The 17,574-nt window shown below is 73.3% G+C and carries 19 protein-coding genes; 11 read left to right on the top strand and 8 right to left on the bottom strand.

All coding sequences use genetic code 11. The features are described from left to right. Positions 1–96: 96 nt before the first annotated feature. On the top strand, positions 97–1,242 hold the full coding sequence (locus tag ACZ7OH_RS50340; protein ID WP_470287464.1) for an NAD(P)/FAD-dependent oxidoreductase: 1,146 nt from the start codon (positions 97–99) through the stop codon (positions 1,240–1,242). A 38-nt stretch (positions 1,243–1,280) separates the two neighbouring features. Here the strand turns inward: ACZ7OH_RS50340 and ACZ7OH_RS50335 are convergent, their stop codons facing one another. The 3 genes from ACZ7OH_RS50335 to ACZ7OH_RS50325 all read right to left on the bottom strand — a co-directional run bounded on the left by ACZ7OH_RS50335 (position 1,281) and on the right by ACZ7OH_RS50325 (position 3,586). Beyond that, entirely contained in the window at positions 1,281–1,673 is a 393-nt protein-coding gene (locus tag ACZ7OH_RS50335; protein WP_470287463.1) for a hypothetical protein, read from the bottom strand. A gap of 119 nt (positions 1,674–1,792) precedes the next feature. Next, positions 1,793–2,662, bottom strand: coding sequence for a TIGR03619 family F420-dependent LLM class oxidoreductase (locus ACZ7OH_RS50330; RefSeq protein ID WP_470287462.1), 870 nt, complete (start codon positions 2,660–2,662; stop codon positions 1,793–1,795). Between the two features lie 42 nt (positions 2,663–2,704). Further along, positions 2,705–3,586: an FkbM family methyltransferase gene (locus tag ACZ7OH_RS50325; RefSeq protein ID WP_470287461.1), complete on the bottom strand. Its 882-nt coding sequence runs from the start codon at positions 3,584–3,586 to the stop codon at positions 2,705–2,707. Here ACZ7OH_RS50325 and ACZ7OH_RS50320 point away from each other — a divergent pair. From ACZ7OH_RS50320 to ACZ7OH_RS50300, 5 genes are all read left to right on the top strand, one after another. After that, positions 3,585–4,028 carry a hypothetical protein gene (locus ACZ7OH_RS50320; RefSeq protein WP_400892323.1) on the top strand — a complete coding sequence of 148 codons (444 nt, stop codon included), beginning with the start codon at positions 3,585–3,587 and terminating at the stop codon, positions 4,026–4,028. The two genes, ACZ7OH_RS50325 and ACZ7OH_RS50320, sit on opposite strands and share 2 nt — an antisense overlap. Positions 4,029–4,141: 113 nt before the next feature. Beyond that, entirely contained in the window at positions 4,142–5,332 is a 1,191-nt protein-coding gene (locus ACZ7OH_RS50315) for a sialidase family protein (RefSeq protein ID WP_470287460.1), read from the top strand. 5 nt (positions 5,333–5,337) lie between these two features. Beyond that, on the top strand, positions 5,338–6,231 hold the full coding sequence (locus tag ACZ7OH_RS50310) for an isocitrate lyase/PEP mutase family protein (protein WP_470287459.1): 894 nt from the start codon (positions 5,338–5,340) through the stop codon (positions 6,229–6,231). A gap of 36 nt (positions 6,232–6,267) precedes the next feature. Then, complete coding sequence (ligA, locus tag ACZ7OH_RS50305; protein WP_470287458.1) at positions 6,268–8,259, top strand: NAD-dependent DNA ligase LigA; 1,992 nt, start codon at positions 6,268–6,270, stop codon at positions 8,257–8,259. 58 nt (positions 8,260–8,317) lie between these two features. Then, on the top strand, positions 8,318–8,710 hold the full coding sequence (locus tag ACZ7OH_RS50300; RefSeq protein ID WP_470287457.1) for a hypothetical protein: 393 nt from the start codon (positions 8,318–8,320) through the stop codon (positions 8,708–8,710). Positions 8,711–8,713: 3 nt separating this feature from the next. Here the strand turns inward: ACZ7OH_RS50300 and ACZ7OH_RS50295 are convergent, their stop codons facing one another. Together ACZ7OH_RS50295 and ACZ7OH_RS50290 are read right to left on the bottom strand one after the other, a co-directional pair. Further along, entirely contained in the window at positions 8,714–8,854 is a 141-nt protein-coding gene (locus tag ACZ7OH_RS50295; RefSeq protein WP_167379510.1) for a hypothetical protein, read from the bottom strand. Positions 8,855–8,895: 41 nt separating this feature from the next. Beyond that, a complete protein-coding gene (locus tag ACZ7OH_RS50290) occupies positions 8,896–9,738 on the bottom strand; it encodes a phytanoyl-CoA dioxygenase family protein (protein ID WP_470287456.1) in 843 nt (280 codons plus the stop codon). An 82-nt stretch (positions 9,739–9,820) separates the two neighbouring features. Here ACZ7OH_RS50290 and ACZ7OH_RS50285 point away from each other — a divergent pair, with 82 nt between their 5' ends. Further along, positions 9,821–10,822: a LacI family DNA-binding transcriptional regulator gene (locus tag ACZ7OH_RS50285; protein WP_470287455.1), complete on the top strand. Its 1,002-nt coding sequence runs from the start codon at positions 9,821–9,823 to the stop codon at positions 10,820–10,822. Here ACZ7OH_RS50285 and ACZ7OH_RS50280 read toward each other — a convergent pair. Continuing rightward, positions 10,806–11,255 carry a hypothetical protein gene (locus tag ACZ7OH_RS50280; RefSeq protein WP_470287454.1) on the bottom strand — a complete coding sequence of 150 codons (450 nt, stop codon included), beginning with the start codon at positions 11,253–11,255 and terminating at the stop codon, positions 10,806–10,808. The two genes, ACZ7OH_RS50285 and ACZ7OH_RS50280, sit on opposite strands and share 17 nt — an antisense overlap. Before the next feature lie 133 nt (positions 11,256–11,388). Between ACZ7OH_RS50280 and ACZ7OH_RS50275 the strand changes: the two genes are divergently transcribed. After that, a complete protein-coding gene (locus ACZ7OH_RS50275) occupies positions 11,389–12,564 on the top strand; it encodes a sensor histidine kinase (protein ID WP_470287453.1) in 1,176 nt (391 codons plus the stop codon). A gap of 23 nt (positions 12,565–12,587) precedes the next feature. Then, complete coding sequence (locus tag ACZ7OH_RS50270) at positions 12,588–13,232, top strand: response regulator (protein WP_470287452.1); 645 nt, start codon at positions 12,588–12,590, stop codon at positions 13,230–13,232. Here the strand turns inward: ACZ7OH_RS50270 and ACZ7OH_RS50265 are convergent. Continuing rightward, the gene (locus tag ACZ7OH_RS50265) at positions 13,113–13,673 is read right to left on the bottom strand and encodes an RDD family protein (protein WP_470287451.1); all 561 of its coding nucleotides are present in this window, start codon (positions 13,671–13,673) and stop codon (positions 13,113–13,115) included. The genes ACZ7OH_RS50270 and ACZ7OH_RS50265 overlap by 120 nt on opposite strands. Positions 13,674–13,911: 238 nt before the next feature. On the opposite strand from ACZ7OH_RS50265, the gene ACZ7OH_RS50260 reads away from it, so the two are divergent. Then, positions 13,912–15,576 carry an alpha/beta fold hydrolase gene (locus ACZ7OH_RS50260; protein WP_470287450.1) on the top strand — a complete coding sequence of 555 codons (1,665 nt, stop codon included), beginning with the start codon at positions 13,912–13,914 and terminating at the stop codon, positions 15,574–15,576. A gap of 48 nt (positions 15,577–15,624) precedes the next feature. On the opposite strand, the gene ACZ7OH_RS50255 is transcribed toward ACZ7OH_RS50260, so the two are convergent. After that, positions 15,625–16,119, bottom strand: a complete 495-nt coding sequence (locus ACZ7OH_RS50255) for a hypothetical protein (RefSeq protein WP_470287449.1) — start codon at positions 16,117–16,119, stop codon at positions 15,625–15,627. A gap of 170 nt (positions 16,120–16,289) precedes the next feature. Here ACZ7OH_RS50255 and ACZ7OH_RS50250 point away from each other — a divergent pair, with 170 nt between their 5' ends. Beyond that, entirely contained in the window at positions 16,290–17,486 is a 1,197-nt protein-coding gene (locus ACZ7OH_RS50250; protein WP_470287448.1) for an amidohydrolase family protein, read from the top strand. Positions 17,487–17,574 lie beyond the last annotated feature (88 nt).

Raw genomic sequence — 17,574 nt, 5'->3', positions numbered from 1 at the left:
AGCCACCACACGAGGCAAGACACCATCAGCCACACCCCATCGCCCTGGGCATTCAGAACATCCCGTCCTGAACACCAACAATCTTATGGAGACACCATGACCGAGCCCACCGAGGTCGTCGTGATCGGCGGCGGATACGCCGGCGTCATGGCCGCCAACCGCCTGACCCGCCGCGACGGCGTCGCCGTCACCGTGGTCAACCCACGCCCGCACTTCGTCGAGCGCATCCGCCTGCACCAGCTCGCCGCCGGCTCCGGCGACGCGGCCGTGGCCTACCGGGACGTCCTCGCCCCGCGCGTCCGGCTGGTCGTGGACAGCGTGACCCGCATCGACGCGGCCGCGCGCAGCCTGGACCTCGCGGATGGCGGCGCCCTCGCTTACGACTACCTGATCTACGCGGTGGGCAGCGCCGGCACGCGGGTACCCGAGTTCGCTTACCCCGTCACGACTTTCGAGGAGGCGCGGCGGCTGCGACCGGTCGTCGACGACGCGGCTTCGGTGACCGTCGTCGGCGGCGGCGCGGCCGGGATCGAGACCGCGGCCGAGCTGGCCGAGGCGGGCCGCGCGGTGACGCTGGTCTGCGGCGGCGAGCTCGGGCCCTACCTGCACCCCCGCGGCCGGCGCACGGTGGCCGCGCGGCTGGCGAAGCTGGGCGTGACCGTGCTGGCCGACGCGGCGGTGACGGACGTGACCCGCGACGCCGTCCGGCTCACGGACGGCCGTGAGCTGCCGAGCGCGGTGACCGTGTGGACCGCCGGGTTCGGCGTGCCGGACCTGGCCGCGCGCAGCGGGTTGAGCACCGACGCGCTGGGCCGCCTGCGCACGGACGAAACGCTGACGAGCGTGGACGACGACCGGATCGTCGCGGCGGGTGACGCCGCGGCGCCGTCGGACCTGCCGTACCGGATGGGCTGCCAGTCGGCGGTCCAGCTGGGCCCGCAGGCCGCGGAGACGGTGCTCAGCCGGCTCGCGGGCGCGGCTCCCGCGGCCGCCGACGTCGGGTTCGCCGGGCAGTGCCTCAGCCTCGGGCGCCGCGCGGGGGTCTTCCAGTTCTCCCGGCGCGACGACACCGCGATCCGGCTGCACTTGCGCGGCCGGCTGGGCGCGAAGGTCAAGGAGCTCGTCTGCGCGAGCACCGTCAAGCAGCTGGCCTCCGAGGCCCGCAAGCCCGGCGCTCGCAAGTGGTGGGTCAAGGACGCGCGGCGGCAGGAACGACTGGCCGCGCGGCCGGTTTCCGTGTGACGGGCCGGGTGCCGGGGCGAGCCCCGGCACCCGGCCGGCTACTGGGCCCCGCGCCGGACTTCGGCGGCCACCGCCGGGACCGGTGCCCCGGTGATCACGAACTGCGAGCCCGGCTCGATGACGACGTCACCCTGCGCCGAACCGGTGATCCGCACGTTCGTCAGCGTCGCGCTGCCGCGGACGCCGCTCATCGCGAGGATCCCGGCGCCGTTGTAGGTGGCCTGGTTCCCGTCGACGGCGTTGGCGACGGGGTAGCCGGGAAGCGCGCTGCTCGCCGACACCGTCCTGGTCAGGGGCACGTCGGCGAGCGCGGCGGGCTGCGCTGCCGGGCCCGGTGGCGGGCCGGCGGCGGAGGCGAGGGAGAGCCCGGCGGCCGACAGCCCCACGGCGAGGAAACCGGCGGCGAGCCGGGACAGGCGCGTTCGAGTCATGGCGGCTTCTCTTCTTCGAGACGGCGGGGAGGGGGCTCAGAGCCACCCGAGCATGCAACAAGTGAGCGCCGTCACGCAAGAACTTGACACCGTTCAGAAAATTTACGACTCCTTGGTCATCACTCGACTGGCTCAACCGGACGAACCAGGGCGAACCGCTCGGCGAACGCCGCCAGCTCCTCGCGCTGGGCGACCGGGTCGGCAGCCGAGGGGCTCACGACGAGCCGCGTCACGCCCTCGTCCGCGAGCCGCTCGACGTCCACTTCGGACATTCCGAGCGAGCCCCATCGCGTGTATTGCAGGGCATCCGGGTCGCGGCCGGCGTCGGCCGCGGCCGCCCGGGCGAGGCCGAGCTGGCGGCGGCGCTCGTCCGGGGAGAGCCGCCCGCCCGGGAAGTAGCCGTCGCCGCGCCGCCCGGCCCGGCGCGCGGCGGCCGGGCTGGAGCCCCCGACGTGGATCGGCAGCCGGCCGGTCGGCTTGGGGAAGCTGCAGACGTCGGCGAAGCGGAAGAACTCGCCGTCGTGGCTGACACCGGTCTCGTCGCCCTCCCACAGCAGCCGCAGGACGTCGAGCGCCTCGTCGGCCCGGCGGCCCCGGGTGGCGAAGTCGACCCCGGCCGCGGCGGCCTCACCCGGCAAAGCGCCGACACCGACGGTGAGCAGCCGCAGGCGACCGCCGGACAGCAGGTCGAGCGTCGCCAGCCGCTTGGCGAGCACGACCGGGTGGTGGTACGGCAGCAGCAGGACGCCGGTGCCGAGCAGGATCCGCCGCGTCCCGGCGGCGGCGAAGGCCAGGCACTCGAGCGGGTCACCGTAGGGCAGCGCCGGGTCCAGCGCCATCGCCCCGATCTTCGCGCCGGGCTGCAGGGCGATGTGTTCTGGGAGGTAGAGCGATTCGAAGCCGAGGTCTTCGGCGTCCCGCGCGAAGCGGGTCAGGGTGACGGGGTCGACGCCGAGGTGCGGGGTGCTGTAGCTGATTCCGAACTTCACGGAAGCCGACGCTAAACACTGCCGTCCACGTCAAGGCAACGCTCACCGCAGCGCGAACACCATCCCGATGTCGGCCGCCCGCTGGACCGGGTCCTGCACCGCCTCGACCGCGAACCCGCGCGCGGTGAACACCTCGCGGACGCGGTCGCGGTTGTCCGCCCACCGCTCCACCTCGACGACCGCCTGGCGGACCAGCGGCCAGTGCCGGTCTTCGATGCCCCGCAGCACGTCCAGCTCGGCTCCCTCGACGTCGACCTTGAGCAGGTCGACGCGGTCGATGCCCTCCTCGTCGAGCACCGGCGAGAGCGGCCGGACGCGGACGCGGTGCGTCTCCAGCTCGCGCATCACCCGCAGCTTCCGGCCGACGAGCCCGCGCAGCACGGGCGCCGGCACGCGGCGGGCCGCCGCGCCCAGGCCGCCCCGGCGGATCATCTCGACGATGCTGGCCGTGACCCGGCGGCGCTCGGCCTCGACGTTGCCCTCGTCGCGCCACGACGAGGAGAAGATCGTCGCGCCCGGGAAGTAGCTGAAGTCGAGTTCGTCCTCGGCGGCCGCGAGCCCGAAGGGCAGCGCTTTCAAGCGGCCCGCGAAGAAGTCCTCGCCGTTGCGCGCCAGCTTCTCGAACAGCGGCGGCAGCGGCTCGAACGCGTAGATCCGCACGTCGCCGGCCAGCCGTTCGTAGACGGCCGCGGAGAAGACGCCGACGTTGGCGCCGACGTCCAGGACGGTCGCGCCGGGCGCGAGCCCGACACCGTTGGCGAAGTAACCGCCGACCTCTTCGCGCAGGAACGACACTTCCCACGGGTTGATGCTGTGCAGGTCCATCGTCACGCGCAGAGCTTTATCAGTCCCGGCGCCCGGGAGCCAGCCCCATCGGTAGGTCACCCGATCGTGGACGGCGGCGTGGGCCACACTGGGAGGCATGACCGCAACGCTGCTCATCGCCCGCCAGCTCGAGGTGCACGACCACCTGCTGGCCCGGGGCTGGCGGCTCGACGGCGACACCGGCCCGGCCGACGTCAAGTTCCTCGACGACGCCACGGCGGGCTGGTCGTACCCGGCCAGCTTCGGCGGCCGGCGCACCAACGACGTCGGCGACACGACGCCGATGGTCCTGCAGTGCTACTTCACCTTCGGCGACGAGGGCGAAGTGGTGTTCGGGGTCCTCCCGGCGGGCAACCTGCGCGGCAGCGGGTGCGCGAAGCACGACACGAAAGAGCGGCTGTTCCCGCTCACCGGGACGGGCCACGTGGACCTCGTGACGCTCACGGCGATGGTGGACGAGCTGGAGCCCCTCGCGCGGGCGCACGACGTGCGCGCCCTGGTCGAATGCCGGTACTTCGGTCCGTGTGACGCGCGCCGGTAGCCGTTCCGGCGCATAACGCGACCCCTTGACGGACCCGCTGAGGGCTCTTTAGGTTGGCCGAACATAGGACGTCAGACATCCCATGTCCTACCTCGACGAGGAGGTCGAACCCGGTGCGCAGACTCGCCGCGACCCTGCTGGCCGCCGCCACCCTGGGCCTGCCCGGCGCCCCCGCCGCCACCGCCGCTCCCGGCTGCCTTTCCTCGGTGCCCTTCACCTCCGGCACCGAGGGCTACGACACGTTCCGCATCCCCGCGGTCGTCCGGGCCGCGAACGGCGCGCTGGTCGCCTTCGCCGAAGGCCGGCGCGACTCGGCCGGGGACTCCGGCGCCATCCAGACCGTCTCCCGGACCTCGCGCGACGGCGGCTGCACCTGGGGCCCGCTCTCCGTCGTCGACAGCAACGGCGACGCCACCGCCGGCAACCCGGCACCGGTGCTCGCGCGCGACGGCGACCTGGTCCTGCTGACCGTCCACAACGGACTCGTCTCGGAGAGGCAGATCATGTCCGGGCAGGCGTCCGCGCAGGACACGCGGCGCGTCTTCGTACTGCGCAGCCGGGACAACGGCCGCACCTGGTCCCCCGCGCGGGACATCACCGCCGACGCGAAGGCGCCGGGCTGGCGGTGGTACGCCACCGGTCCCGGGCACGCCACCCTGCTGCGCCACGGCCCGCACGCGGGCCGGATCGTCGTGCCCGCCAACCACTCCGGCGCCCCGCCCGCCGGCTCACCCGACGCCGGCACCGAGGCGAAGTACTACGGCGGCCACGACCTCTACAGCGACGACGACGGCCGCACCTGGCACATCGGCTTCACCGACGACCGCACCGACGGCGTCGTCGCCCCGAACGAGACGACGGCGACCGAGCTGCCCGACGGCACCCTCTACTTCTCCAGCCGCAACCAGGGCTCCGCCGCCGAGCACCGCGTCGACGGCTACAGCGCCGACGGCGGGAAGACGCTGGTGAAGCCGTACCAAGTGCAGCCAGGGCTCTCGGGACCGAAGGTCGAGGGCAGCGTCCTGCAGACGACCGTCCCGTGGCTGCTCGTGTACTCGGGCCCGGCCGACCCCGCCACGCGGGCGGTCCTGCAGCTGCGGCTCAGCACCGACCGCGGGCGCACCTGGCGCGCGGGCCCCACGCTCACCAGCGGACCCGCCGCCTACTCCGACCTGGTCCAGGCCGACCCCGCCACGCTCGGCGTCCTGTACGAGACCGGAACGGCGGGTCCGTACGAGAAGATCGTGTTCGAGCGGGTGCGCTCGGCCTCGGGACAGCTCGGGAACGCCCCCGCGAGGAGGTGATCGCCGTGGCCGATCTGCTGGGTCCGCGGGTGCCGGGACCGGCACGGCTGCGAGAGCTGCTAGCCGGCGACGAGCCGGTCGTGGCGCCGGGCGCGTTCGACGCGCTCAGCGCCCGGCTGGCCGAGGCGGCGGGGTTCCCGGCCGTGTACATGACCGGCTTCGGCACGACGGCGTCGCTGCTGGGCCGCCCGGACGTCGGCCTGCTGACCATGACGGAGATGGTCCAGGCGGCGGGCCGGCTCCGGCAGGCCGTGGAGGTGCCGGTGATCGCCGACGCGGACACCGGCTACGGCAACGCGCTGAACGTGATCCGCACGGTCCGCGAGTACGAAGCGGCCGGCGTCGCGGCGCTGCACCTCGAGGACCAGGTGGCCCCGAAGCGCTGCGGGCACCTCGAAGGCAAGCGCGTGGTCCCGGCGGAAACGATGGCCGACCGGGTCCGGGCCGCCGTCGCCGCGCGGCACGACCCGGACTTCCTGCTGATCGCCCGGACGGACGCCCGCGCGGTGGAGGGCCTGGACGCGGCGATCGACCGGGCCCGCCGCTACCGCGACGCGGGCGCGGACATGCTGTTCGTCGAGGCGCTGCAGTCCGAAGCGGAGATCGAACGGGTGGCGGACGTCTTCCGCGGCGTGCCGCTGCTGTTCAACTGGGCCGAGGGCGGCAAGACCCCGCCGCTGGGCCGGGACCGCCTGCGGGAGCTGGGGTTCCGGCTGGTCCTCTGTCCGATCTCGACACTGCTCGCGGCCACCGAGGCGATGCGCGCGGTGCTCGGCCGGATCGCCGCCGACGGGACCCCGGCCGGGGCGGTCCGCGACCTGCCGGGGCTGACCGCCTTCGCCGACCTGGTGGGCCTGCCCGAAATCGAGGAGATCGGCGGCCGCTTCGGCGACGGCTGAGCGGTTTTGTCGGTGCTGCCCGGTAATGTCCTGTCCGTGGAAGCACGGGAACGCATTCAGGAGCTCGCCGATCGCATCGTGGTCCTCCGCGACGCGTACTACCGGGGTTCGCCCGTCGTGGCGGACGCCGAGTACGACGCGGTCGAGGACGAGCTGCGCGCGCTCGTCGAAGCGAACCCGGAGCTGACCCCGGACCCGAACCCGCTCGACCAGGTGGGCGCGCCCGCCGTGCTGCACGCGCCGATCCGGCACTCGCGGCCCATGCTGTCGCTGGAGAAAGCCACCAAGCCCGAGCAGGTCGAGGCCTTCTTCGACCGGTTCCCCGGCCAGCCGGTCGTCGTGATGCCGAAGCTGGACGGCCTGTCGCTCGCCGTCGTCTACGAGGAGGGCCGGCTGCAGCGCGCCGTCACCCGCGGCGACGGCACGACCGGCGACGACGTCACCGTGCTGGTCCGGGCGCTGACCGACGGCATCCCGGAGCGGCTCGACGCCCCCGGCCGGGTCGAGGTGCGCGGCGAGGCCGTCATGCTGCGCTCGACGTTCGCCGCGTACAACGAGGCCCATCCGGACAAGCCGCTGATCAACCCGCGCAACGCCGCCGCGGGCACACTGCGGGCCAAGGACCCGGCGACCGTCGCCGAGCGGCGGCTCCAGTTCTTCGCGTTCGACCTCTACACCGACCCCGACAGCGCGGACACCGACCTCGGCGGGGCGCTGCAGACCCTCGGCTTCACCGCCGCCGACATGCGCCGGTGCGCCGACGCGGCGGCCGCGCAGGAGGTGATCGGCGAGATCGAGCGGCGGCGCAACGAGCTGGACTACGACCTCGACGGCGCCGTGCTGCGGCTGGCCGACCGGGACGCCTACGCGGCGGCCGGTACCCGCTCGAGCTCGCCGCGGGGTGCGCTCGCCTTCAAGTTCGCCGCCGAGGAGAAGACCACCGTGCTCGTCGATGTCCGCTGGGACGTCGGCAAGACCGGCAAGATCGCCCCGGTGGCGTGGCTGGAGCCGGTGTTCGTCGGCGGCACCACGGTCACCCGGGCGACGCTGGCCAACCAGGAGGTCATCAAGGCCCGCGGGATCAAGATCGGCGACACCGTGCTCGTGCGCCGCGCCGGGGACGTCATCCCGTTCGTGGCCGGCGTGCTCGACGCGTCGAAGCGCACCGGCGCCGAGCGGGAGATCGTGCCGCCGAGCGCGTGCCCGTCGTGCGGGCAGCCGCTGACCGAGCAGGGCAACAGCCGGGAACTGTTCTGCACCAACGTCTCCTGCCCCGCGCAGACCGTGCGGCGACTGATCCACTGGGCGTCGCGGGCCGCGGCGGACATCGACGCGATCGGCGGGGTGTGGATCGAGCGGCTGGCCGAGTCCGGCGACCTCGAAAACCCGTCGGACTTCTACCGGCTGACGAAGGAGCGGCTGCTGGAGTTCGACCGCATCGGCGAGGTCTCGGCGACGCGCATGATCGAGTCGATCGACGGCAGCCGGTCGGTCGGGCTGCGCCGGGCGCTGATCGGGCTCGCCATCCCGATGGCGTCCGAAGGCACGGCCGCCCGCCTCTGCCGGGCCGGGTTCGGCTCGCTGGAGGACGTCGTCGAGGCCGGCGTCGACGGGCTGGTCGCCGTCGAGGACATCGGGCCGAAGGTCGCCGCGTCGCTGATCGAACACCTCACGCGGCTGCGGCCCGAGCTCGAGCGGCTGCGGGAGCGCGGCGTTTCGCTGGACGTCCGCGAAGAGGACCTGCCGCCGGTCGTCGCGGCCGGCGCTCCCCTGGCGGGCAAGACGGTGGTCGTCACCGGCTCGATCAGCGACCCGCGTTCCGGCGAGAAGGTGCCGCGGCCGACGTTCCAGCGGCTGTGCGAGAAGGCGGGGGCGACCATCGCGTCGTCGGTGTCGGCGAGCACGGACCTGCTCATCACCGGCGCCGACGTCGGGGCCGCGAAACTGACGAAGGCCGAGAAGCACGGCGTCACCGTCGCCGACCAGAGTGAAATCTGGCCCCAGCTCATCGAAGCCGGGATCATCTGAGGCAGGGGCTCGTGAGATGCTGCGACCGCGCAGCAGGCTCGAGGGAGAGGCGGAGCAGGTGACCACCTGGACCGATGTGATCAACTACGTTCGGACGCGGTACGAGGTCTTGGAGGACACCGACGGCTGGCTCCGGTTCCGCTTGGAGGGTCCGGACGGCCGCACGCAGCAGGTGACCGCGCACCACGTGGAAGAACTGCACGGTGGCGCGTGGGTCGAAATCTCCTCACCGGTCGGCTGGGCCGACAAGATCGACCTGCGGCGCCTGCTCGAACTGGCGGGCAGCTCGGCGGTCGGCGGCGCCGCGATCGTGGACGGCGTCGCGCTGCTCAAGCACACCGTGCCGCTGGAAGACCTCAGCATCGAGCTCGAGTTCGAGCGGCCGCTCAAGTCGGTCGTCGCCCGGGCGGATTCGCTGGAGCACGAGCTGACCGCGGCGGACGAGTTCTAGACCCTAGACGTGCATCGCCAGCCACAGCGCCATCCAGGCGAGGCACGCGAGCGCACCCCCGACCCCGAACGCCAGCAGCACGCGGCGCAACCCCGCGACGACCCCGGCCCGGCCCGACACTTCGGTGATCCCTGCTTCAGTCATGGCTCTCTGGTGCCCCAGGCCGGGGACGGCAAACATCCGTTTCAGGAATCTTCGCCCATCACGAGGCCCTCGATCGTGTGCTTCTGCGTGATCGGCGTGAGGCTGTCGACGATCGGGCAGTCCAGGTGCGCGCGCACGGAGTCCGGCAGGGACGCCCAGAACTCGCGCGTCACGGCGGTGTCGTGGCGGTCGTCGTTGCCCGCGCCGGGCGCGTCGAGGCCGAGCACCAGGACCGGCCGCGACTTCGCCGAGTGGTTCGCGGTGCCGCGGTGCACGGTCAGCGCCGAGCGGATCGAGATGTCGCCCATCCGCGGGAACTTGCGCACGGCGAGTTCGCGGTAGCGCGGGTACGCCTCGCGCGGCGGGAACATGCCGTGGTCGAACGCGCTCCCGTCGTCCCAGTGCGTGCCGGGCGCGATCTCGAACGGGCCCATGTCCGGCTCGGTGTCCACAGCGGTCACGTTGACGGCGAGGGAGTTCAGCCTGCGGTGCCGCGCCGTCTCCTCGGGCATCGGGAAGTCCCGGTGCCACGGCTGGTCGACGGCACCGGCGAGCGGGACGTCGAACCCGACCTCGACGATCCGGTAGTCCGGCCCGAGCACGGACTCGGCGACGGCGGCGATCCACGGGTGCCCGGCCAGGTCGGCGAAGCCGCGCAGCTGTTCGGGGTGGATCTCGACGTAGAAGCGGTTCGGACCGCGGCCGACGGCACCGTCCGGCCGGGCGCGGGCCTCGGCGAACGCCGTGTCGATGTCTTCCCCGAGCCGGGCCACCCAGTCCCGGGTGAAGGCCTGGGGCAGGCCGATGATGCCGTCTTCGTACAGCCGGCCGGTCAGGGTTTCGACCTCGGCGGCGGTCAACGGCGAGGTCAGGTTCGTGGTCATGGGGACCTCCAAGGCGTCACGACGGCGTGGCGACTTCAGTTTGCAACGTGGCATGCCACGTTGCAAGAGGTACGCTGCGGACGTGAACCCGAAACTGCGGGACGTGGCCGAGCACGCCGGGGTGTCGGTGCGGACGGTGTCCAACGTGGTCAACGGCTTCCGCTACGTCGCCCCGGCGACGCGCGAACGCGTGCAGGCGAGCATCGACGCGCTGGGCTACCGCCCGAACATGGCCGCCCGGACGCTGCGGCGCGGCCGGACCGGGCTGGTGGCCCTGGTCGTGCCGGAAATCGACTCGCCGTACTTCGCCGAGCTCGCCGCGCGGACCGTCCGGATCGCCGAGCGCCGCGGCCTGACCGTCCTCATCGACCAGACCGACGGGGACGCCGAGCGGGAAAAGCAGCTGCTGCACGGCCGGCGCAGCCAGCTCGTCGACGGGGTCCTGTTCAGCCCCTGGGCCGTGGCGCCCGCCGAGCTGGCCGCCCGGACCGACACCGTCCCGCTGGTGCTGCTCGGCGAGCACGACGGCGCGGCCGGCGTCGACCACGTCGCGATCGACAACGTCGCCGCCGCGCGCGAGGCCACCGGCCACCTCCTCGCCGCCGGCCGCCGACGCATCGCCGCGCTGGGCATCCAGCCGCGTTCGCTCAACGCGACCGCCCGCCAGCGGCTCGCCGGGTACCACCAGGCGCTCGCCGAAGCCGGCGTGCCCGCCGAGCCGGACCTGGCGGTGCCCGTCCGGCGCCTGCACCGCGTGGACGGCCACCGCGCGATGCTGGAGCTGCTCGACCGGGCCGAGCCGCCCGACGCCGTCTTCTGCTTCACCGACGAGCTCGCCCTGGGCGCGCTGCGCGCGGCTGCCGACCGCGGCGTGACCGTGCCGGACGACCTGGCCCTGGTCGGGTTCGACGACATCGAGGACGGCCGGTTCAGCGTCCCGGCCCTGACGACGGTGTCGCCGGACAAGGACCGGATCGCCGAGCTGGCACTCGACCGCCTGTCCGCCGAACCCGGGCCGCCGCGCTCGATCGTCGCCCCGCACCGGCTCGTGGTGCGCGGGACGAGCGTCACGCCTGCCGGTTGACCACCCGCAGGATGAGCCACTGGTCGAACCACGCCCCGGCCGTCGTCACGACCAGCATCACGAGGCCGAGGATCAGGTGCGTGTAGCTGTGCAGCGGCGCGGCGCTGTCGGTCAGCTTGGTGAGGCCGAACTGGAGTCCCAGCCGCAGTGCGAAGAGCACGGCGACGAGTGCCAGGGCCTGCTTGCTGCGCCAGACCGCGCGCAGGTACTTGCGGCGCCGGGACAGCAGCGTGAACCACAGCGTCAGGTGCACCGCGAGCAGCGCGATCGGCAGGAACACGACCCAGTGGTACCGGTCGCTGAACTGCAGGCTGAGGTCGTTGGACGCCACCAGCAGCCCGACGAGCAGGAAGTACCAGCCCGGCAGTCCCTCGATCTTCCCCGGCCGGGTTTCGGCCACCGCGTCGTCCTCTCGCATGAGAAATCGGTTCATGCTCCCAGCTTCGCGAGGAAACGCGGGCAATCGATCAACCGGCGGTAGGAGATTCCGCCGCCGTCTCAGACCCAGGTACGAACTCCGGGCGCGAACGCGGCGCCGGGGCGCCGGGTGCGGCACCATCGGGCAGATGACCTCCGCCAGCCGGATCCCGTGGACCGGCCGCCGCGGCCCGCTGGTGGCCGAAGCGGCCGTGCTCGGCGTCCTGGTGGTGCTCGACATGGTCTTCGCGGCCCGGGCCGTGCCGGGCCAGGGCGAGCTCACCAGCATCGCGATCGAGTTCGCGCCGGGCGCCGGCCCGGTCGTCGCCGTGCTGGCAGTGCTGCGCCGCCGGTTCCCCGGCCACATCGCCGGGCTGGCCACCGCCGTCTCCGGGCTTTCGCTGCTGGGCTCGGGGATCGCGGCGGCGCTGGCCGCCACGGGCACGCGGCTGCCGCCGCAGCCGGGCGCGGCCGAGACCCTCGCGATCGCACTGGTGGTCGGCGCCGCCTGCCACCGGCTCTCGGCGCGCGCGGCCACCGTCCAGGCCGTGCTCGGCGGCTGCGCGGCGACGCTCGCCCCGATCCTGCGCTACGGCACCGGCTCCCCCGCCGCGCTCTACGCCGCGGGCGCCGCGGTGGTGTGGGGCGGCGCGCTGGCCGGCGGCCTGGTGCTGCGCGACGCCGACGTCCGCCACCGCGTCGACGTCCTCGAACTCCGCTCCGCCGAACGGCTCCGGCTCGCCCGCGAGCTGCACGACCTGGTGGCGCACCAGATCACCGGCATCGTCGTGCGCGTCCAGGCCGCGCACCGGGTCGCCGAGCGCAGCGGCGGCGACACCGCGACGTTCGCCGAGCTCGAAACCGCGGGCGCCACGGCGCTTTCCGCGATGCGCCGGCTGGTCGGCGCGCTGCGCACGGGCGACGAAGACCTCTTCGTGCCGCCCGCCGACCTCGCCACCGCTGTGGACCGCGCGGTACCCGACGACGACCGCATCCACCTCGACGTCAGCCCGGACCTCGGTGAACTAGCCGTCGCGCCGGAGGTCGTGACCACCGCACACCGGCTGCTCACCGAGTCGCTGACCAACGTCCGGCGGCACGCGCCCGACGCCGCCGAGGTCCACGTGCTCGTCCACCACGAACCGCCCGGCGAGCTGCGCGTCGAGGTGGTCAACGACGGTGCCGGCCGGCCCGCCCGCCGGGGCGGCTACGGACTGCTCGGGATGGCGGAGCGGGTCGCGGCGGTGGGCGGTACGGTGCACGCGGGACCGGCGGAAGGCCGGCGCTGGCGCGTGGTCGCGCGGCTGCCGCTGCGGCCGGACTGACCGCCGCGGGAGGGGAGAGCGGGTTGCCGACGCGAGTGCTGATCGCCGACGACCAGGCGATGGTCCGCGCGGGGTTCCGGCTGATCCTCGAAGGCGAACCGGACATCGAGGTCGTCGGCGAGGCCGCCGACGGCGACCAGGCCGTGCGGCTGGCCCGCGAGCTGCGCCCCGACGTCACGCTGATGGACATCCGGATGCCCGGCGTGGACGGGCTGCGCGCGACGGAACTGCTGGCGGGCCCGGACGTCCCGGACCCGCTGCACGTGGTGATGGTGACGACGTTCGGGCTCGACGAGAACGTGCACGCGGCCCTGCGCGCCGGGGCCTGCGGGTTCCTGCTCAAGGACGCCGGGCCGAACCTGCTGATCGAAGCCGTGCACGCGGCCGCCCACGGCGAGGCGCTCGTCTCCCCCGCGATCACGACCCGGCTGCTCGCGCACTTCGCGCGCGGCAGTGCCCGGCCCGCGCCCGAAACCCCGCTCACGCCCCGGGAACTGGACGTCGTGAAGGCCGTGGCGCGCGGGGCGACGAACGAAGAGATCTGCCGTTCACTCGTGGTTTCGCTGCCCACGGTCAAGACCCACATCGGCGCCGTCAAACGCAAGCTGGGGGCCCGGAACCGCACCGAAATCGCCATCTGGGCGTGGGAAAGCGGGCTCGTCCGCTGACCTCGGCACGCGTTCGACGACCGTGCGGGCCACGATGTCGCCGAACCGCTGCCGCCGGCGCGACACGAGCATCACGACGGTGCCCGCGAGGCCCCACGCGAACCCGTCGACGACCATGAGCAGGTCGCGGACGAACAACGCGCCCAGCGACGGGTGCCCGCCGTCGAGGGTCCGGATCCGCAGGCGCAGCCAGCGCATCGCCGGCGTCTGCCCGCCGTGCCGGTAGGGCCACCACACGTTGACGAACACCAGGCCGAGGAAGTCCAGCACCAGCATCGTGTAGAGGACGACCTTGAGGAACGTCAGCAGGCCCGGGCCGTGCGGGTGGAAGAGCCAGACCACGGCGATCGCGAGCAGCAACATCGGCAGGAAGACGAGCAGCTCGTCGAGCAGGAACTGCACCAGGCGGCGGCCGACGACGCCGATTCCCGGACGGGTCATCTGCCCATGATCCCGATCCTCCCGGGCGGGCGCGCGCTGAGCGGGCTCATCCCGCGTTGTCCGGCGCGACAACTTCCGCGGCAACGGTTCCGCGCCGCTCGGAAGGTGGCCCGCTTCGGGCCGGGCTCATACCCCGGGCCGAGGCCGCGGCGGCGAGTTCGTCCCCCGGGTTGATCACCGGCGGCGGGCGCCGGGCCAGGCTCGGGCGCACCCCACCCGGCGACGGAAGGACCCTTCGGTGCGCATCTCCCGGACAGGACTGGCGGCCGCGACGGCCGCCCTCTTCGCGGCGGCGGTGCCCGCCGCGGCCGCGGACCCGCTCACGCCGTACACGAGCCAGCAGCTCCAGTGGGGCGACTGCCCGTTCAAGCCGGGCACCGGCGACGCGGCCGTGCAGTGCGCGCTGGTCACCGTGCCGCGCGACTGGGCCGACCCGGCCGCGGGCACCGACTTGAAGGTGTCGATCAGCCGCGCCGCGGCGACCGGCGAGCGGCGCGGCGCGCTCCTGCTGAACCCCGGCGGGCCGGGCGGTCAGGGCACCACGCTGGCCGGCCCGCTCGCCGCGCTGGAGCCGTCCGTGCACCAGCTCTACGACTTCGTCGGCATGGACCCGCGCGGCACCGGCCACGCGGGCACCGACGACAAGGGCTTCCAGTGCCAGGTCCCGACCGGGCGGCTGCCGCAGGGCCCGCTCGACGCGCGCGACCGCTCGGCGGCCAGTATCGCGAACCACCAGAAGGTGCCGCGCGCGGTCGCCGAGGCGTGCCAGAGTGACGCGCTGGCGCCGTACGTCACGACGTGGCAGACCGCGCACGACATGGACCTGATCCGCACCCTGCTCGGCGACGAGAAGCTGAACTACCTCGGCTACTCCTACGGCACCTGGCTCGGCGCCAAGTACGCGTCGCTGTTCCCGGAGCACACCGGCAAGACCGTGCTCGACTCGAGCGTCAACTTCGAAGGCCGGCTGCAGGCGGACTTCGAGGCGTTCCCGGTGATCGACCAGCGGCAGTTCGACGACGTCTACGTGCCGTGGCTCGCGCGGAACTTCGCCGCGCAGCTGGGCGGGACTCCCGCCGAGGTGAAGGCGAAGTGGGAACGCGTCCGGGCCTACTACGCTGCCCACGGCGTCGCCCCCGACGGGTTCGACGGCATCTTCGTCGGCAACGGCAGCGAGATCCAGTGGCTGCTCGGCGCGCTGGTCTTCCTCCAGGGCGCGGCGGCGCTCGACGGCACCACGGCCACTCCCCCGCCGGCGTTCGCCGAGGCGATGGATGCCGCTTCCCGCAAGGCGTTCGGCGTGCCGGCGGCGTCGGTGACCCCGGCCGTGGTGGCCGCGGCGGCACCGGACTACACGCAGCGGTCCGGCACCCGCTACGCCGTCGCGTGCGGCGACCAGCCGACCAGGTCGGCGGCCTGGTACAAGCGGCTCAGCGACCAGCAGGGGCCGCGCTACCCGCTGTTCGGCTGGGCGTACGGCCTCGGCGAGACGTGCGGCTTCTGGTCGGACGCACCGCAGCACGCACTCCCGGACGTGCCCGCTTCGGTGGCGTCGAACATCCTGGTGGTGCAAGGCGAATTCGACCCGCAGACGGGCTACGAGCAGGCCTCGGCGGCAGCGCGCACGGCGAGGGTCCCGCTGGTGTCGGTCGACGACTCGCCGTACCACGGGCAGTACGCGCTGGCGGGCAACCCGTGCGTCGACGGGCTGGTGAACGTGTTCCTCACGAAGAACTCCCGCCCGGGCAGCACGACGTGCCCGGGAGTGCCGCTCCTCGGCGAGGACCAGGTGTACCCGGTGCCGGGCCCGGTGCGGAGCAAGGCGTCCGTCCAAACGCGACTGTCGGCGGAGAGCGGGTTGCGGAAGCGGGTCCAGGACGAAGTCAGCGCGGTGAACCGCTGACGTCCCGGCCGCGGCGCACCCGCTGCGCCGCGGCCGGTACCCCGGCGATCACCCACGCGCCGGAGGGCGACCTCGGCTCACCTCTCGATTCCGCATGGGCTTGGACCACAACCCGTACAGGGAGAAAATGGCGGCGACGACGAAACCCAGCCAGCCGATCTCGGCGACTCCGACGCAGTAGAAGACTATTCCGGCCATGAAGGCGGAATGCTGAGGGCGACAGGCCTGCGTGAGGTAGGCGTGCCAACGCCGATCGAAGAGCCGGAAAGAAACGCGCACCGAATATATCGAGCTCTCGTCGTCCATGGTCTCGGCCACCAGGGGAACCAGCGCCAACGTGAGGATGCCGAACACGATGGAAGTCCCGAGGCTCCACAGCGCGAGAGTCCGCATCGATTCGTAGCGGAAGTCGACGTTCTTCGAGGTGATCCACCCGACTGCCGCGACCGTGGTCACCAGGAGATAGTTGCTCCACTTCTCGAAAGCACCCAACGCCGCGACCTTGGGATCCCGACCAGTGGCTGCGTCGCCCTCTCTGCTCATGAGATCCTCCTCCGCCAAGTGATCCCGGTTCGCCCCGGGAGTCGTGGCCGATCGGTGACTCGGTACCGCCGCGCCCGGGCGCTTCGATCCTCTGAACCGGCCGGATCTCCGTACCGCCTCTCCGTAGTTGCCCCGACGTGCGTACCGCCGATCGGGGCGATCGTGGCCGCATGACGAAACAGCTTGTGGTGACCGAACGGCGGCGGCTCACGGCAGTGCGTGCCGCGAGGTTGTTCGATGGTGTCGGGTCCGCCCTCGTGGCCAACCCGCTGGTGGTGCTCGACGGCGCCACGATCCTGGGCGTCGAGTCCGGAGGGACCGCGCCCGAGGGGGCCGACCTCCTCGAACTGGGCGGGGCGACGCTGCTGCCCGGGCTGATCGACACCCACGTCCACCTCGCCTTCGACGCCAGTACCGAGCCGGTCGCCCGGCTCGCCGCCCGGGATGACGCGCAGGTGGTCGCCGCGATGGCCGAGGCCGGGCGGGCGTCGCTGCGGGCCGGGGTGACCACCGTGCGGGACCTCGGCGACCGCGGCTACCTGTCGCTGGCCTTGCGGGACCTCGCCGGCCAGCCGACGGTGGTCGCCGCCGGGCCGCCGATCACCAGTCCCGGCGGGCACTGCCACTTCCTCGGCGGCGTCGCGGAGGCGAGCGAGGCCGGGGTGCGGGCGGCGGTGCGCGAGCACGTCGACCGCGGCACCGACGTCATCAAGATCATGGCCAGCGGCGGGACGATGACCCCGGGCACGCGCCAGGAGGACGCCCAGTTCGACCGGGACGTCCTGCGCGCCGCCGTCGACGAGGCCCACCGGCACGGCCTGCCGGTGACGGCGCACGCGCACGGCACCTCGGCGATCGCCGACGCCCTCGCCGCGCGCGTGGACGGCATGGAGCACGTGACGTTCTGGACGGCGACCGGTGTCGAGCACTCCGAGGAGCTGCTGCACGCCGTCGTGGACCAGGGCGTGGTGGTCGGGGCGACGGTCGGCATGGTGCCCGTCGAGGGCCTGGCCCCGCCCGAGGAGATCGCGCGCCGGATGCCGGGCGTCGTCGCGAACTACCGGCGGCTGCACGAACTCGGCGCGCGGGTGGTCGCGGGCACCGACGCGGGGATCGCGCCGGTCAAGCCGCACGGGGTACTGCCGTGGGCGCCGCTGATGCTGCACCAGATCGGGCTGTCCCCGGCCGACGCGGTGCGGGCGATCACCTCGGTCGCGGCGGGGGTGTGCGGGCTCGCGCACCGCAAAGGCCGGGTGGCCCCGGGCTTCGACGCGGACCTGCTGGCCGTGGACGGCGACCCACTGGCCGACCCGCGCGCGCTGCTGCGCGTCCAGGCGGTCTGCGCGCGCGGGACGTGGGTCCGGTGAAGGCGTTTTGGCGGGCGTTGGTGGCGGGGTTGGCTCGGGCGTCGTGGTTCCCGGCGCCGATCTGGCCGGCTGGGCCGAAGTTCCGGTG

The sequence above is a fragment of the Amycolatopsis sp. NPDC114478 genome (assembly GCF_055633805.1).
Note: the sequence above shows the minus strand (reverse complement) of the source record. Positions and strands in the feature narration are given on the sequence as shown.

Coding starts and splice junctions, on each gene's coding strand:
- ACZ7OH_RS50340 (WP_470287464.1), top strand. CDS start 97: ATGACCGAGCCCACCGAGGTCGTCGTGATCGGCGGCGGATACGCCGGC.
- ACZ7OH_RS50335 (WP_470287463.1), bottom strand. CDS start 1,673: ATGACTCGAACGCGCCTGTCCCGGCTCGCCGCCGGTTTCCTCGCCGTG.
- ACZ7OH_RS50320 (WP_400892323.1), top strand. CDS start 3,585: ATGACCGCAACGCTGCTCATCGCCCGCCAGCTCGAGGTGCACGACCAC.
- ACZ7OH_RS50325 (WP_470287461.1), bottom strand. CDS start 3,586: ATGCCTCCCAGTGTGGCCCACGCCGCCGTCCACGATCGGGTGACCTAC.
- ACZ7OH_RS50295 (WP_167379510.1), bottom strand. CDS start 8,854: ATGACTGAAGCAGGGATCACCGAAGTGTCGGGCCGGGCCGGGGTCGTC.
- ACZ7OH_RS50290 (WP_470287456.1), bottom strand. CDS start 9,738: ATGACCACGAACCTGACCTCGCCGTTGACCGCCGCCGAGGTCGAAACC.
- ACZ7OH_RS50280 (WP_470287454.1), bottom strand. CDS start 11,255: ATGAACCGATTTCTCATGCGAGAGGACGACGCGGTGGCCGAAACCCGG.
- ACZ7OH_RS50275 (WP_470287453.1), top strand. CDS start 11,389: ATGACCTCCGCCAGCCGGATCCCGTGGACCGGCCGCCGCGGCCCGCTG.
- ACZ7OH_RS50265 (WP_470287451.1), bottom strand. CDS start 13,673: ATGACCCGTCCGGGAATCGGCGTCGTCGGCCGCCGCCTGGTGCAGTTC.
- ACZ7OH_RS50255 (WP_470287449.1), bottom strand. CDS start 16,119: ATGAGCAGAGAGGGCGACGCAGCCACTGGTCGGGATCCCAAGGTCGCG.
- ACZ7OH_RS50250 (WP_470287448.1), top strand. CDS start 16,290: ATGACGAAACAGCTTGTGGTGACCGAACGGCGGCGGCTCACGGCAGTG.